15 protein-coding genes are annotated in these 15,358 nt (G+C 48.9%); 8 read left to right on the top strand and 7 right to left on the bottom strand.

The features are described from left to right. Positions 1 to 35 precede the first annotated feature (35 nt). Positions 36 to 1,481: a metalloprotease TldD gene (gene tldD / locus LVQ76_RS07060; protein ID WP_232866321.1), complete on the top strand. Its 1,446-nt coding sequence runs from the start codon at positions 36 to 38 to the stop codon at positions 1,479 to 1,481. A 64-nt stretch (positions 1,482 to 1,545) separates the two neighbouring features. Here tldD and aaeR read toward each other — a convergent pair whose 3' ends face one another. Further along, positions 1,546 to 2,487, bottom strand: coding sequence for an HTH-type transcriptional activator AaeR (aaeR, locus tag LVQ76_RS07055; RefSeq protein ID WP_232866319.1), 942 nt, complete (start codon positions 2,485 to 2,487; stop codon positions 1,546 to 1,548). Positions 2,488 to 2,646: 159 nt separating this feature from the next. Between aaeR and aaeX the strand changes: the two genes are divergently transcribed. The 5 genes from aaeX to LVQ76_RS07030 all read left to right on the top strand — a co-directional run bounded on the left by aaeX (position 2,647) and on the right by LVQ76_RS07030 (position 7,721). Beyond that, the gene (gene aaeX, locus LVQ76_RS07050) at positions 2,647 to 2,850 is read left to right on the top strand and encodes a p-hydroxybenzoic acid efflux pump operon protein AaeX (RefSeq protein ID WP_034498893.1); all 204 of its coding nucleotides are present in this window, start codon (positions 2,647 to 2,649) and stop codon (positions 2,848 to 2,850) included. 28 nt (positions 2,851 to 2,878) lie between these two features. After that, positions 2,879 to 3,790: a p-hydroxybenzoic acid efflux pump subunit AaeA gene (aaeA, locus tag LVQ76_RS07045; protein WP_233337916.1), complete on the top strand. Its 912-nt coding sequence runs from the start codon at positions 2,879 to 2,881 to the stop codon at positions 3,788 to 3,790. Between the two features lie 12 nt (positions 3,791 to 3,802). Continuing rightward, on the top strand, positions 3,803 to 5,764 hold the full coding sequence (aaeB, locus tag LVQ76_RS07040) for a p-hydroxybenzoic acid efflux pump subunit AaeB (RefSeq protein WP_232904446.1): 1,962 nt from the start codon (positions 3,803 to 3,805) through the stop codon (positions 5,762 to 5,764). Positions 5,765 to 5,963: 199 nt separating this feature from the next. Next, the gene (locus LVQ76_RS07035; protein ID WP_232921280.1) at positions 5,964 to 7,418 is read left to right on the top strand and encodes an NAD-dependent succinate-semialdehyde dehydrogenase; all 1,455 of its coding nucleotides are present in this window, start codon (positions 5,964 to 5,966) and stop codon (positions 7,416 to 7,418) included. Positions 7,419 to 7,448: 30 nt separating this feature from the next. Beyond that, entirely contained in the window at positions 7,449 to 7,721 is a 273-nt protein-coding gene (locus tag LVQ76_RS07030; protein ID WP_064561030.1) for a barstar family protein, read from the top strand. A 67-nt stretch (positions 7,722 to 7,788) separates the two neighbouring features. Here LVQ76_RS07030 and yhcN (LVQ76_RS07025) read toward each other — a convergent pair whose 3' ends face one another. The 3 genes from yhcN (LVQ76_RS07025) to argR form a co-directional block, all read right to left on the bottom strand. Then, positions 7,789 to 8,055 carry a peroxide/acid stress response protein YhcN gene (yhcN, locus tag LVQ76_RS07025; protein ID WP_064555458.1) on the bottom strand — a complete coding sequence of 89 codons (267 nt, stop codon included), beginning with the start codon at positions 8,053 to 8,055 and terminating at the stop codon, positions 7,789 to 7,791. A gap of 107 nt (positions 8,056 to 8,162) precedes the next feature. Further along, complete coding sequence (gene yhcN, locus LVQ76_RS07020) at positions 8,163 to 8,426, bottom strand: peroxide/acid stress response protein YhcN (protein WP_034459813.1); 264 nt, start codon at positions 8,424 to 8,426, stop codon at positions 8,163 to 8,165. Between the two features lie 386 nt (positions 8,427 to 8,812). After that, positions 8,813 to 9,283 carry a transcriptional regulator ArgR gene (gene argR / locus LVQ76_RS07015; protein ID WP_034459812.1) on the bottom strand — a complete coding sequence of 157 codons (471 nt, stop codon included), beginning with the start codon at positions 9,281 to 9,283 and terminating at the stop codon, positions 8,813 to 8,815. 434 nt (positions 9,284 to 9,717) lie between these two features. Between argR and mdh the strand changes: the two genes are divergently transcribed. After that, positions 9,718 to 10,656 (top strand): malate dehydrogenase, encoded by a 939-nt coding sequence (mdh, locus tag LVQ76_RS07010; protein WP_232866313.1) that lies wholly within the window; start codon positions 9,718 to 9,720, stop codon positions 10,654 to 10,656. Positions 10,657 to 10,726: 70 nt separating this feature from the next. Here the strand turns inward: mdh and degS are convergent, their stop codons facing one another. The 3 genes from degS to zapG form a co-directional block, all read right to left on the bottom strand. Further along, positions 10,727 to 11,794, bottom strand: a complete 1,068-nt coding sequence (degS, locus tag LVQ76_RS07005; RefSeq protein ID WP_232866311.1) for an outer membrane-stress sensor serine endopeptidase DegS — start codon at positions 11,792 to 11,794, stop codon at positions 10,727 to 10,729. Positions 11,795 to 11,880: 86 nt separating this feature from the next. Then, on the bottom strand, positions 11,881 to 13,251 hold the full coding sequence (degQ, locus tag LVQ76_RS07000) for a serine endoprotease DegQ (protein ID WP_232866310.1): 1,371 nt from the start codon (positions 13,249 to 13,251) through the stop codon (positions 11,881 to 11,883). Positions 13,252 to 13,459: 208 nt separating this feature from the next. Then, positions 13,460 to 13,861 carry a Z-ring associated protein ZapG gene (zapG, locus tag LVQ76_RS06995; RefSeq protein WP_064514130.1) on the bottom strand — a complete coding sequence of 134 codons (402 nt, stop codon included), beginning with the start codon at positions 13,859 to 13,861 and terminating at the stop codon, positions 13,460 to 13,462. Positions 13,862 to 14,041: 180 nt separating this feature from the next. Between zapG and zapE the strand changes: the two genes are divergently transcribed. Continuing rightward, positions 14,042 to 15,160: a cell division protein ZapE gene (zapE, locus tag LVQ76_RS06990; RefSeq protein WP_232921279.1), complete on the top strand. Its 1,119-nt coding sequence runs from the start codon at positions 14,042 to 14,044 to the stop codon at positions 15,158 to 15,160. Positions 15,161 to 15,358 lie beyond the last annotated feature (198 nt).

Here is a 15,358-nt window from a genome sequence, read left to right as displayed (position 1 = left end):
TCTCCAATCGATAGACAATTAAGAGTAGCGAAACGATGAGTCTGAACCTGGTAAGTGAGCAGTTGCTGTCTGCGAATGGCTTAACCCATCAAGATCTGTTTTCCATTTTGGGGCAATTGTCTGAGCGCCGACTCGACTATGGTGATCTTTATTTCCAGTCCAGTTATCACGAATCCTGGGTGCTGGAAGACCGCATCATTAAAGATGGTTCTTACAACATCGATCAGGGTGTTGGCGTGCGTGCGGTCAGCGGTGAGAAAACCGGTTTTGCTTATGCCGACCAGGTCAGCTTACTGGCACTAGAACAAAGTGCTCATGCGGCACGAAGCATCGTGCAGGATAAAGGAAATGGCCGTGTACAGACGTTAGGTGCTGTGCAACATAGCGCGCTTTATACCAGTGCTGACCCGCTACAAAGCATGACCCGTGAAGAGAAACTCGACATCCTGAAACGTGTAGATAGCGTTGCTCGTGCGGCAGATAAGCGTGTTCAGGAAGTGACTGCCAGCCTGACTGGCGTTTATGAATTGATTCTCGTGGCGGCAACTGACGGCACTCTGGCGGCAGATGTTCGCCCATTGGTTCGTCTTTCTGTCAGCGTTCAGGTTGAAGACAACGGCAAACGCGAGCGCGGTTCAAGCGGTGGTGGCGGTCGTTTCGGTTATGACTATTTCCTCGAAACAATTGATGGCGAAGTTCGTGCAGATGCCTGGGCTAAAGAAGCCGTGCGTATGGCGCTGGTGACTCTTTCTGCCGTTGCGGCTCCTGCCGGTACGTTCCCGGTGGTGCTGGGTGCAGGTTGGCCGGGCGTGCTACTGCATGAAGCAGTCGGTCACGGTCTGGAAGGTGATTTTAACCGTCGTGGTACTTCGGTATTTAGCGGTCAAATGGGCCAGTTAGTTGCTTCTGAACTTTGTACAATTGTCGATGATGGCACCATGGCAAACCGCCGTGGTTCAGTGGCTATTGACGATGAAGGTGTGCCGGGTCAGTACAATGTGCTTATCGAAAACGGCATCCTGAAAGGCTACATGCAGGATAAGCTTAATGCTCGCTTGATGGGTGTTGCGCCAACAGGTAATGGGCGTCGCGAATCTTATGCGCACCTGCCAATGCCGCGCATGACCAATACTTATATGCTGGCCGGTAAGTCTACTCCGCAAGAGATCATCGAATCCGTTGAGTACGGTATCTATGCTCCTAACTTTGGTGGCGGTCAGGTAGACATCACTTCTGGTAAGTTTGTGTTCTCAACTTCCGAAGCCTATCTCATCGAAAATGGAAAAGTGACTAAGCCGGTAAAAGGCGCAACGTTAATTGGTTCCGGTATCGAAGCCATGCAGCAAGTTTCCATGGTCGGTAATGACCTGGCGCTGGATAACGGCGTCGGCGTTTGTGGAAAAGAAGGGCAGAGTCTGCCAGTCGGAGTTGGCCAGCCAACGCTTAAAGTCGACAATCTGACCGTTGGCGGCACAGCTTAACAACTCATTCCTACAGTCCAACAGCCGGGTAAATCCCGGCTGTTTTGTTTCAATTTCTCGCCATTTATTCGATATCTTTTACACGTCCTTTGTTCTCGCGAACTCCTTGAAAAAGATGCGAAACCTTCACGAAATATTCGGTCAGGTAGTTTATACAAACCTGCACTTTCAAAGGCAATTTGTCCTTTTCGGTATACAGCGCGTATACCGGACGCGGATCGGATTGATAGCTCGGCAATAAGATCTCAAGCGTTCCGTCATTGATCTCATCGATCACCCACATCAGTGGAACATAGGCGATCCCGGCGCCGACTTTTAGCCAGCGGCTTAAGGTCATAGGATCATTTGTGACGAAACGACCTTGCGGGATCATGCGCGTGGTGAGGCCTTCCGGGGCGATCAACTCAAATTCATTGTGCGGGCGAATGCTGTATTCAAGCCAGGAATGGCTGGCAAGATCGGCAGGCTTTTCTGGCGTGCCGTTTTGTTGCAGGTAACTTTTCGCGGCGCAAATCACCATCGGCATCGAGCCGAGGCGTGTTGAGAAGAGGCTTGAATCCTGCAAAGCGCCGACACGAATTACCACGTCCAGACCATCGGCAATCAAGTCCGGCGCGGGGATGCCGGTGACCAGGTTTACGGTCAACTCCGGGTATTCTTTGAGCATGTCCGCCGTCATGGACGCGAGGACATTTTGTGCCATAGTTGAAGAACTACCTATTCGCAGTGTGCCAATAGGCGTGTTGTTAAAAGCGTAAAGTTGCTCATGCACCTCTTTCGCTTCGTGCAGCATTTTGCGGCAGCCCAGATAGTAAATTTTACCGGCTTCAGTGAGCCCAATGCTGCGAGTACTGCGGTTTAGCAGCTTGACCTGTAACTCGTCTTCTAATTTGGAAACGGTTTGGCTTATAGACGATACGCTCATTTCTAGCTGTCTGGCGGCGGCGGTAAAAGAACCGAGTTCGACAACTTTTGCAAAAACTGACATGCGTTTAAGTCTTTCCATTGTTCACTCTGGCTTAAAAGTGATTTAGATCACATATTATAGATAACCGGCTAACAATTACGGTAATATATTATTCTCAGCACAACCTGTACCACTCGTTAGCTCAGCGTTTCTGGCTGAACCAGGGTTTGTGTCTTCTGTATTTTCTGCAAGGTTAACATGAGTCTATTTCCCGTTATCGTGATATTCGGTCTTTCTTTTCCGCCGATATTCTTCGAGCTAATTCTATCGCTGGCGCTGTTCTGGTTGGTTCGCCGTCTGCTGACTCCGACGGGAATTTATGATTTTGTCTGGCACCCGGCATTATTTAATACAGCGCTTTATTGCTGTCTGTTTTATCTGATCTCGCGCCTGTTTGTTTGAGGTTGATGTGAAAGCACTTACAACAAAAATGATCCGCACGGCCATCACGCTAATTCTTGTGCTGCTGGCTTTCATCGCTATCTACCGTGCCTGGGTGTTTTATACCGAATCCCCGTGGACGCGTGACGCTCGTTTTACCGCTGATGTGGTCGCGATTGCGCCGGACGTGTCCGGTTTAATTACCGACGTGAAGGTGCATGACAACCAACTGGTGAAGAAAGATCAGATCCTATTCACCATCGACCAGCCGCGTTATCAGAAAGCGCTCGAGCAAGCACAGGCCGATGTTGCCTACTACCAGGCTCTGGCCGGGGAAAAACGTCGTGAAGCCGGACGCCGCAATTCGTTGGGTACGCAGGCCATGTCGCGTGAAGAAATTGAACAGTCCAACAATGTGTTGCAGACGGTCATGCATCAATTATCAAAGGCTGAAGCGACACGTGATTTAGCTCAACTGGACCTACAACGTACCGTTATTCGTGCACCCGCAGAAGGTTGGGTCACCAACCTGAATGTCTATACCGGTGAGTTTATTACTCGTGGATCAACCGCTGTGGCGCTGGTCAAACGCGGTACGTTCTACATCCTGGCCTATATGGAAGAAACCAAGCTCGACGGTATTCGTCCAGGTTACCGGGTGCAAATCACGCCGCTGGGTAGTAACCGTGTATTACGTGGAACCGTCGACAGCCTTTCTGCCGGTGTGACTAATGCCAGCAGCACCCGAGACAGCAAAGGGATGGCGACCGTCGACTCCAATCTGGAATGGGTGCGTCTGGCGCAACGTGTGCCGGTGCGAATTCACCTTGATGAGCAACAAGCCAATCTTTATCCCGCCGGGACAACGGCGACCGTCGTGGTGACAGGGGAAAAAGACAGAGATACTGACCACAAATCAGTATTTATTAAACTCATGCATCGCTTGCGTGAGTTCGGTTAAGCGTAGGTCGATATGTATTATATTTCGCGGTTACATTTACGCTTCGCCTTCAAACTGGCTTTTGCCATCGTGCTGGCGTTGTGGGTCGGTTTCCATTTTGAGCTTGAAACCCCTCGCTGGGCGGTGCTGACTTCAGTGTTAGTTGCCGCTGGCCCTGCTTTTGCGGCAGGTGGCGAGCCGTATTCTGGCGCGATTCGTTATCGCGGCATGCTGCGAATTGTCGGTACATTTATTGGCTGTTTTGCCGCGTTATTCATTATCACTACTTTTATCCGTGCACCGGTCGTTATGTTGTTGGTGTGCTGTATCTGGGCGGGTTTTTGTACCTGGATCTCCTCGCTGGTTAAGGTCGAAAACTCTTACGCCTGGGGGCTTTCTGGCTACACGGCATTGATTATTATCGTCACCATTCAGGCCAACCCGCTAGTTGCTCCTCAATTCGCCGTCGAGCGTTGTAGCGAAATTGTCATCGGTATTGTCTGCGCTATCATTGCGGACTTACTTTTCTCCCCACGTTCCATCAAGAAAGAGATCGACAGGCAACTCGATAGCCTGTTGGTGGATCACTATCGCTTGATGCAGTTGTGTATTGCGCATGGTGATAAAGAAGAGGTGGATAAAGCCTGGGCAAGCCTGGTTCAGCGCACCACTGTGCTGGAAGGAATGCGTAATAACCTGAAGATTGAATCGGCTCGCTGGAGTCGTGCGAACCGTCGCCTCAAAGCACTTAACACCGTTTCTCTGGCGTTAATTACCCAGGCGTGTGAAACCTTCCTGATTCAAAACACGCGCCCTGAATTTGTGACTCCAGAATTTCGCGAGTTATTCGACGCTCCGGTAGAAACCGCTGCTGATGTGCATCAACAGCTAAAGATTATCCGAAAAGTGATGTCGTTTTCCGGTGAAAAATACACCCCGGTGACTATTCGTAGCTGGGTCAATGAAGCGACACGTTATTTAGTTTTGAAACGGGGCGTGATCAGCAATACCCGTATCAGCGCGATTGAAGAAGAGATTTTAAACCAGGAAGTCGTGGTAAAAGTGCAATCCGCTGAAGGCCATCACGCGATGATTAACTTCTGGCGCACGACGGTAGCTTGCTTGCTGGGTAGCTTGTTCTGGTTATCAACTGGCTGGACATCCGGCAGTGGCGCAATGGTGATGATTGCTGTTGTTACTTCTCTGGCGATGCGTCTGCCGAACCCGCGTATGGTGGCTGTTGATTTCCTCTACGGCATGATTGCCGCCTTGCCGATTGGCGCTTTCTATTTTTTAGTTATCCTGCCGAACACCCAACAAAGTATGGTGTTGCTCTCTATTAGTCTCGCGCTTCTGGCGTTCTTTATTGGTATAGAAGTACAGAAACGGCGTCTGGGTTCAATGAGCGCCCTGGCGGGAACCATCAATGTCATCGTGTTAGACAACCCAATGACGTTCCACTTCAGCTCTTTCCTCGACAGCGCCCTCGGCCAGCTTGTGGGCTGCTTCCTGGCCATGATGGTGATCCTGCTGATTCGCGATAATTCCAAAGAGCGTACCGGTCGTACCTTGCTGAACCAGTTTGTTTCCGCCGCAGTTTCCGCGCTCACAACCAATAAAGCGCGTCGCAAAGAAAACCATTTGCCCGCGCTCTATCAGCAACTTTTCCTGCTGCTGAATATGTTCCCCGGTGATATCCCTCGTTATCGCCTGGCGCTGACCTTAATTATTGCTCACCAGCGTCTGCGAGATGCGCCGATACCGGTGAACGACGATCTCTCGGCATACCATCGCCAATTGCGAAAAACCGCAGATAAAGTGACATCAGCCTCCAGCGACGACAAGAAACAGCGTTACTTTAAGCAATTACTGGAAGAACTCGAGGTTTACCAAGAGAAATTACGAATATGGGAGGCGCCGTTGCAGGTCACCGAACCGGTGAAACGGCTAGCGGAGGTGCTGCATAAATACCAGCACGCTTTCATCACTGCCTGACCCGAGCCGACGCAATGCGTCGGCTTTTTTGTATCTATACTTATACCCGTCATACTTCAACTTGCAGATGCGTTGGCTGCGTTTGCTCACCCGAGTCACTTACCAGAGTAAGCTCATCGGGATTCACTCGCTTGCCGCCTGCCTGCAACTCGAATTATTTTGGGTATATCAGATGCCCAATTCATAACAGGAGAAAACAATGACAAATCAGGCACTCCAGGACAGTGAATTATTTAACACCGGTTATCTGGTTAATGGGGAATGGCGCAAGCTGAGTGAAACTTTCGATGTTCTTAACCCCGCAACGGGCGAGGTTGTCGCCAAAGTCGCAAAGGCTGGTAAAAAAGAGGCTGAAGGAGCTATCGCCGCTGCCGCTAAAGCCTTCCCTGCATGGCGTGCAAAAACCGCCAAAGAGCGTTCAACCATTCTCTATCGCTGGTTCCAGTTAATTATTGAGAACAAAGCCTGGCTCGGGCGCTTGATGACAACCGAACAAGGCAAGCCACTGAAAGAGGCGGAAGGGGAAGTCGAGTACGCCGCGAGTTTTATCCAGTGGTTCGCCGAGCAGGCCAAACGGGCCAACGGTGAAATCATTCCTCCGGCGAAACCTGGCTCCCGTATTTTGGCCACGCGGGAACCTATTGGCGTTGTCGCCGCTATCACGCCGTGGAATTTCCCGATGGCGATGCTGACTCGTAAACTCGGTCCGGCACTTGCTGCGGGCTGTACCGGTGTTATCAAGCCTGCTAATAACACGCCGCTATCGGCATTTGCTTTACTGGCGCTGGCGAAAAAAGCAGGCGTGCCTGATGGCGTGCTAAATGCTGTAGCCGGTAATACGCAAGAAATCAGCGACGCCATTATGGCGAGCCACGAAGTGCGGAAAATTTCATTCACTGGCTCCACCGCCGTCGGCAAAACGCTGGTACGCAATGCCGCTGAAACCATGAAAAAAGTCTCCATGGAATTAGGCGGTAACGCACCGTATATCGTCTTTGATGATGCTGATATCGATGAAGCCGTGAAAGGTGCGATTGCTAACAAATTCCGCAACGCAGGCCAGGTGTGTGTAAGCGTTAACCGTTTCTTCATTCAGGAAAAGGTTTACGACCAGTTCGTCAACAAGCTGGCGGAGGCGGTCAAAGCCCTGAAAGTTGGGAATGGCCTGGAAGCGGGCGTCGTCGTCGGGCCATTAATTGAGAAATCCGCAGTCGATAAGGTCCGTGAACACGTGGAAGATGCACAGGCGAAAGGTGGCAAAGTGTTGGTTGGTGGCAAGAGTCATGAGCTGGGTGGCAACTTCTGGCAGCCAACGGTGATTGTCGATGCTAATGACGGCATGAAACTGGCACAGGAAGAAACTTTTGGCCCAGTGGCTGCCTGTTTCCGTTTCAATACGGAAGAGGAAGTGATTGAGCGGGCGAACAATACGCCATTTGGTTTGGCAGCCTACTTCTATACTCAGAATCTATCGCGCGTATTCCGTGTCTCTCAGGAGCTTGAAAGCGGGATGATAGGGATTAACGAATGCGCAGTTTCGACTGAGCTGGGGCCATTTGGTGGCGTGAAAGAGTCCGGGCTTGGCCGTGAGGGTTCGGTATTGGGTTTGGATGAGTTTCTGGAAGTCAAAACCTTGCATATTGGTGGTTTGTAGAACGATTCGTTCTGGTTAAGGTGGCAAGCAATGAAAAAATACACCTTTGATTTTAGTCAGATAGAAGACCAGCCTGGATTCTATCGTCACTTTACCCAGGCATTTCAACTCGAGAAAAAACAGATTCACGATCTCGATAGTTTATGGGATGTGGTCGTCGGGGGCACTCTACCGCTCCCGGCGGAAATCGAGTTTGTTCATTTACCAGAAATGCAAAGGCGGCGTTACGGGGCTTTGATTTTGCTTTTTGACGAAGCAGAGGAAGAGCTGGAAGGGCAGTTGCGCTTTAACGTGCGCGGCTAACGCTATTTTAGATACAAAAAAGCCCCCGCGAGCGGGGGCAAAGTCGTCAGAATTTGACGACGAGGGTTTATTTATACAGTTCAGCGGTTGCGTGCCAGGTATCGCCAGTACGTGCTTCGGTTATGCGATAAGCCGATGCACCTTCTTTAGTCGCCTTCTGTGATAATTCCTGACGCATATCCATTGGCGCACTGCCAGTCTGACTGACAGAAATGCTACCCATAGACTGCATGTTTTGTGCTTGTTCACTGTTTACCTGATGCGCGGCTGCGTTAGCGCCGAAAGAGATAACAGAGAAAAGGCTCAGTGCTGCGATGGTTAATTTGGTTTTCATGATGTCTACTCCTGAATTATGTTCTCAACGACCGGAAGGGCTTACCTGCATTTATTGTTCTTGGGGCCGTCGTGTTGATTAATCGTTATTACTTATACCTGCCAGGCTTATTTATACAGCTCAGCAGTGGCGTGCCATGCATCACCAGAACGTGCTTCAACGATGCGATAAGAAGATGCCCCTTTCGCTTCAGCTTTTTCATTCAGCATTTGGTGCATATCCATTGGTGCACTACCTATCTGGCTTACAGAAACTGTGCCCATCGGCTGAAGATTCTGTGCCTGTTCTGCGTTAACAGATGTGGCTGCGAAAGCACCAAATGACAGCATTGAAAGCAGGCTGGCGGCTACTACTGTTGATTTCATGTTCATAATTTTTACCTCGTCGTATTCTTTTATTTGGGTCCTCATTCCGTGACCCTCATCACAAAATCAAGTATACACTAATAACGTGGAAAATTAATACCACGCTAATTATTCTCTATGAAACTTTACAATAATAGAGGTTTTCTTTATTACGTAAAGTTATTAAAAATGATCTTTTATTGCTTTATATATGTTAAATATAAGTAAAAACAATGAGATATCAGAATTTGACTTTTTGTGCGGTTCATCGCATAACTTGCTGATGGGTTCGGTTTTTAAAGCAGGAGTAGATGTGAAGAATGAGATTTGCAGGCAGGCATAAGGAAATAGAAGGATGTTATCAGTACGGTGTTCCCGCCGTTCAATAACAGCAGGAACAGCCGTTTTAAGACTTAAAGCTCTTGTTCGAAGAGTACCAGAATCGCTTCATAAAGCTCTTTAACCGTGAAGTCTTTGGCAGGCGTAGTAAAGATAGTGTCGTCTCCGGCAATCGTGCCCAGAATCCCCTCAGCTTTACCTAAAGAATCCAGTAGGCGTGCAATCAACTGTGCAGCACCCGGGCTTGTGTGGATAACGACAACGGCATCGTTGTAATCAATATCCAGTACCAGATTTTTTAACGGACTTGATGTGGTCGGCACGCCCAATTCCGCAGGCAAACAATACACCATTTCCATTTTTGCATTGCGAGTACGCACCGCGCCAAACTTGGTCAGCATGCGGGATACTTTGGACTGGTTAATGTTTTCGAAACCTTCATTTTGCAAGGCATGGACGATCTCGCCTTGAGAACTAAATTTCTCTTCTTTCAATAATGCTTTGAATGCTTTGACTAATTCTTCTTGTTTTGAGGAAATACGCATAGGTCACCCATATTCAGGTCAGCAAAGATAACATTATTATGCATTTAAATGAATTTTTATGCAAATCAATGGCTGGGTGTAAGCTTGAAATAATGTTATGAAAGGGGCTGATTTTATCAAATTTTGTTATCGAGAAACATGCCTTCGTCACGACTCGAAAATAAGTTGTTAGGTAAATTAAATGTTATCAAAATGATGTTGTTTTGCTGCGTAGGGAGGGGTAATGTAACCGCCTGTTGATGTGACAACATCAGGTTGTGACCGGGCGCTAAGGCGTCGTTTCCACCCGGCGAGTAAATGCAGCAGTAACGTTTCAGGATTGCGTAACTTCGCAAACCTTGAGCGGGAATATTGTAATTACCCCTTCTCTGGATTATGGTCGCCACCGCATGGAGTTACGGCACCTATTTGCTAACCATAATAAGGAGTTTAGGATGAAAGTTGCAGTCCTCGGCGCAGCAGGCGGAATCGGCCAGGCGCTTGCCCTTCTACTCAAGACCCAACTGCCTTCAGGTTCAGAACTCTCTCTGTATGATATTGCACCTGTAACCCCAGGTGTTGCAGTCGATCTGAGTCATATCCCGACCGATGTAAAAATCAAAGGTTTCTGTGGTGAAGATGCAACTCCTGCACTGGTTGGTGCGGATGTGGTGCTTATCTCTGCCGGTGTAGCACGTAAACCAGGTATGGACCGTTCTGACCTGTTTAACGTCAATGCGGGAATCGTGAAGAATCTGGTTCAACAGATTGCTAAAACTTGCCCTAAAGCCTGTATCGGTATTATCACAAACCCTGTGAATACCACCGTTGCTATTGCAGCGGAAGTGCTGAAAAAAGCAGGTGTGTACGATAAAAACAAATTGTTTGGCGTAACTACGCTGGACATCATCCGCTCCAACACCTTTGTTGCGGAACTGAAAGGTAAACTGCCGACCGATATCGAAGTCCCTGTTATTGGCGGACACTCTGGCGTGACTATTCTGCCACTGCTGTCTCAGATCCCAGGCGTAAGCTTCACTGAGCAGGAAGTTGCTGATTTAACTAAGCGTATTCAGAATGCGGGTACTGAAGTTGTAGAAGCGAAGGCTGGTGGCGGGTCTGCAACCCTGTCAATGGGTCAGGCTGCCGCACGTTTTGGTCTGTCTCTGGTTCGCGCGCTGCAAGGCGAAAGCAATGTGGTTGAATGTGCATATGTTGAAGGGAATGGCGAGCACGCTCGTTTCTTCTCTCAGCCGCTGCTGCTGGGTAAAAACGGTATTGCAGAGATCAAATCTTACGGCAAACTGAGTGCGTTTGAGCACCAGGCGCTGGAAGGTATGCTGGATACCCTGAAGAAAGATATTACTCTTGGTGAAGAGTTCGTTAACAAGTAAACACCAGGCTTCAGAGATAAAAAAACCGGAACTAAGTTCCGGTTTTTTATTGCCTGCGATTAAGCATTTATCAGTTAGTGGCTGGATATTCCTGAATCGTCACTTGTAATATTAGCTTCTTATCATCGCGCATCACTTCAACCGGAATGACTGACCCGGGGCGAATTTCTGCCACTTGGTCCATCGTGCCTAATGCTGAAATGGCTGGTTTATTATTCACCGAAATAATCACGTCATTAACCAGAAGACCTGCTTTCGCTGCCGGACCGCCAGGTGAAACTTCGTTAACGATAATCCCCTGAATCTGATCAATGCCGGTAGCCGGGCCATGCAATGGTGTTATCTCACGCCCGCCGATACCAATGTAGCCACGAATCACGCGGCCATCGCGAATAAGCTTATCCATGATTTTGGTGGAAAGCTGAGTCGGGATTGCAAAGCCGATACCTTCCGGGGTTTCGCCATCATTACTTTTATCAAACGACAACGTGTTAATACCCATTAACTCACCGAGTGAGTTAACCAGCGCACCGCCGGAGTTGCCGTGGTTAATTGAGGCGTCAGTTTGCAGGAATGACTGGCGGCCTGAAGGGCTAAGGCCAATACGACCTGTCGCGCTGATTATCCCCTGCGTAATGGTCTGCCCAAGGTTATACGGGTTACCAATCGCCATTACGACATCACCAATATGCGGCACCCGCTTATTGTTGATAGGAATAACGGGGAGGCTAGTGGCATTGATCTTCAATACAGCCAGATCGGTAAGGCTGTCGGAGCCAACCAGTAGCGCTTCAAACACACGGCCATCTTGCAGTGCAACGATGATTTGCTCGGCATCATTAATGACGTGTTTATTGGTAATGATGTAACCACGCTCGTCCATGATGACGCCTGAACCGAGAGTTTTAATTTCTAGCTGATTTTGCGAATTGTTACCGATGCTGCGGTTGTATACGTTCACCACAGCAGGCGCAGCGCGTCGCACCGCAGAGTTGTAGCTCACCGGAGTTTCATCAGCACTGTCAAACTTTGAGGGGGCTAAAGGGACGATTTTCTGGCGCAGCGTTGGTAATGCAACCAACAACAATCCAGCCACAATCAGGCCAATTACCACCGAGCGTAATATCTTTAGAAACATGGATTTGAATTAGTTAATAATAAGCCGGAAGCAGAATAGCATGAGTTAATCGGACATCGTACACAGATGTCCGATTACTGAGCAGATTAACGAACTAACAGATATATGCTCTCTTCACCACGCGCCACATGCAATGCAATGACGTCTGGTTTGCTTTCCAGAACCTTACGCATTTCCGCGATACTTGAGACCCGCTCGCGGTTCACGCCAATGATGAAATCATCTTTGTGTAAGCCGGCTTGTGCCGCAGGCGTACCTTTTTCAACGCTGTCGAGTTTAATGCCCTTGGTGCCATCTTTTAGCTGGCCATCACTCAGGGTTGCGCCTTGTAAGGCTGGCATAATCAGTTCTGCGTTAGCTGATGATGCCGTGCTTTTATCCAGCGTCACGCTCACCTCCAATGGTTTCCCATCGCGCAGCAAGCCCAGTTTCACTACAGTTCCAGGTTCAGTTGTGGCGATTTTTGCTCGCAGCTCTGCAAAACTGTTGATGGCTTTGCCATTCAAACTGGTAATCACATCACCGGCTTTCACGCCTGCTTTTGCTGAACCTGATTGCGGTAAGACTTCGCTGATAAACGCGCCACGCTGAGTTGTGAGGTTAAAGGCTTTAGCGATATCCGCACTCATCTCAGTACCTTTAATACCGAGCAAGCCGCGTTTGATTTCACCAAATTCCATCAGTTGTTTAGCCAGGGTTTGCGCCATATTACTTGGAATAGCAAAACCGATACCGACACTACCGCCGCTTGGCGCGAGAATCGCGGTATTTATGCCGATAAGCTCGCCGTTCAAATTCAGCAACGCGCCACCGGAGTTACCACGGTTAATGGAAGCATCTGTCTGGATAAAGTTTTCCAATCCTTCAAGATTAAGGCCACTACGACCCAGTGCTGAAACGATACCTGATGTGGCTGTTTGCCCGAGGCCAAATGGGTTACCTACGGCTACCGCGAAATCACCAACGCGCAACTTGTCTGAATCAGCCACGGCGATTTGTGTCAGGCCACTCGCATTCTGGATTTGAATCAGTGCGATATCACTTTGGTCATCACCGCCAATTAATTTGGCATCAAACTCACGCCCATCATTTAACTGCACGCTGATTTTCTCGGCGTGGTTGATGACGTGATTATTGGTTAACACATAGCCTTTCTCTGCATTAATAATGACGCCAGAGCCCAGACCTTCAAATGGCTGCGCTTCCGATGGTGGCATGTCATCACCAAAGAATTTTTTAAACTCTTCTGGGACTTTCTGGCTCGGTGCTGCAGCTGTGCCTTCTACCTGCACGCTGACTACAGCGGGTAATACTTTTTCCAGCATTGGTGCAAGGCTTGGTATTGCTGCCTGGCCCGGAACTTGTGCTGGCAACGCCGCATTTACCTGCGATGCAATACCGAACGTTAGTCCGACACTTATCGCTAATGCACTCAACAACAGTGTTTGTTTCTTCATTGGTGGCTTGCTCTCGTGACCTGGAAAAAGGAAAACCCGACCGACCTGTCATCTATCAAGCTACAGGGGATGACACTCCGATGTTATTGAAATATCAACCGGGTAACAATGTTGTTATAGAGTGATGAGATACTAGTAAATGATAGCTGTGCGTGAGAGAGATTGGGGTACGAAAACCGTACCCCAGGAAAAAAATACAGAATTGTGATTAGTCGCGTTTTGCGCGTTCGGTACGCAGCAAACCGGATGCGCCATCAGAATAGTCACGCGGCATTTGCACCGGTGCCTGATCGTTGCTGGCTTCAGACTCAGCGAGGCGGTTACGGAATGGATTCGCTTCTGCTGACATTTCTGGCAACAAGCTGCTGGAGCTTTTTGCCATGTGTTGATAAAGCTGGCGGTAATCATCAGCCATGTTATCGAGCAATTCGGCACTACGTGCAAAATGGCTAACTAACTCTTCACGATACTCTTCAAGTTCTGCTTTGTTTTTCTCAATCTCGTACTGCATAGCTTGCTGCTGACGCAGCTTGCGGTTGCCGAAACGCATAGCAACTGCACCAACGATGATGCCAACAACTAACCCAATTAGCGCATATTCCCAGGTCATGAACTTCTCCCGTTGTATTGTGTTTCCGTAGGGTAATGTAGCCACTATAACCGTTAACCTAAGAGAAGTGGAATCCTGACGCAGCATCGCTTAGGGTAGAACGGCCTTTTTTTCGACAACCGTCCTTTTTTGAGCATTAAGTAAACGGCAATCCGATTTTTAAGGGAATACCATAATACCATGCAAAATCTCTCCCCTGCATCGCGCTACCAACAAGCCCTGACCGAAGGCAGCTATCAACCGGATGATGTGCAACGTGAGGCTGTCGCCAGACTGGACGCCATTTGGCAGGCATTAACCAGTCAAACGCCAACTGTGGCAGCAAGCGGTAGTTTCTTTGGCAAACTCTTTGGTAAACGTAGCGCTTCGACAAATCAGGAGCCTGTCCGTGGGCTCTATATGTGGGGTGGCGTGGGGCGAGGGAAAACCTGGTTAATGGACATGTTTTTTCAGAGTTTACCTGGCGAACGCAAGCTGCGGTTGCACTTTCATCGATTCATGCTGCGTGTACATGAAGAATTGGCTGAGTTACAGGGTCAAATAGATCCACTGGAAGTCATTGCAGACCGCTTCAAATCCCAGACGGACATTCTTTGCTTTGATGAGTTTTTCGTGTCGGATATCACCGATGCGATGTTGCTTGGCACGCTAATGCAAGCGCTGTTTGCTCGCGGTATTACGCTTGTGGCTACATCCAATATTCCGCCGGATGATCTGTATCGTAATGGTCTACAGAGGCCGAGATTTATCCCTGCGATTGACGCGATAAAGCGCCACTGTGAAATCATGAACGTTGATGCGGGTATCGATTACCGCTTGAGAACGCTGACCCAGGCCCATTTATGGCTTTCTCCACTTAACGACGAAACAGCAGGGCAAATGGAAAAACTCTACTCAGCTCTGGCCGGTGCGGTGCGGGAAGGGGAGCCAGTGCTGGAAATTAATCATCGTCCATTAGCCACTTTAGGTCTTGCCAATCAGACGCTTGCAGTTGATTTCAATACGTTGTGTGTCGATGCTCGCAGCCAGCATGACTACATCGCACTTTCGCGTCTATTCCATACCGTAATGTTGTTTAATGTACCGATAATGAATACGCGTAATGAAAATGAAGCGCGTCGCTTCATCGCACTGGTAGATGAGTTTTACGAACGTCACGTCAAGCTGGTGGTATCAGCGCAAGTTTCTCTATTCGAGATTTATCAGGGAGAAAGATTGCGCTTTGAGTTCCAGCGCTGCCTGTCGCGCTTGCAGGAAATGCAAAGTGAGGAATATTTGCGTTTGTCGCATATGCCTTAAACCGCAATTGAGGCCGGGGCTAACTACAAAGTGAGACAAAAACGACAAAAAGGTTCGACCTTTAGGGGCGACTTCCCTATAATCTTGCGACCCCACGTTACAACCAAAGTTTTTTTCCCAAAACTTGGTCGTGCTGGCATTGGCTATTCGAAGGGGTAGGTTTGCCGGACTTTGTCGTGTGAACCTTGAACTGATTTT

Origin of the sequence: Buttiauxella cochleicola (genome assembly GCF_021283185.1) — a bacterium.
In the GTDB taxonomy this organism is placed as follows: Bacteria; Pseudomonadota; Gammaproteobacteria; order Enterobacterales; family Enterobacteriaceae; genus Buttiauxella; species Buttiauxella massiliensis.
The sequence above is the reverse complement of the archived record's forward strand: the minus strand, read 5'-3'. Positions and strand labels throughout refer to the sequence as shown.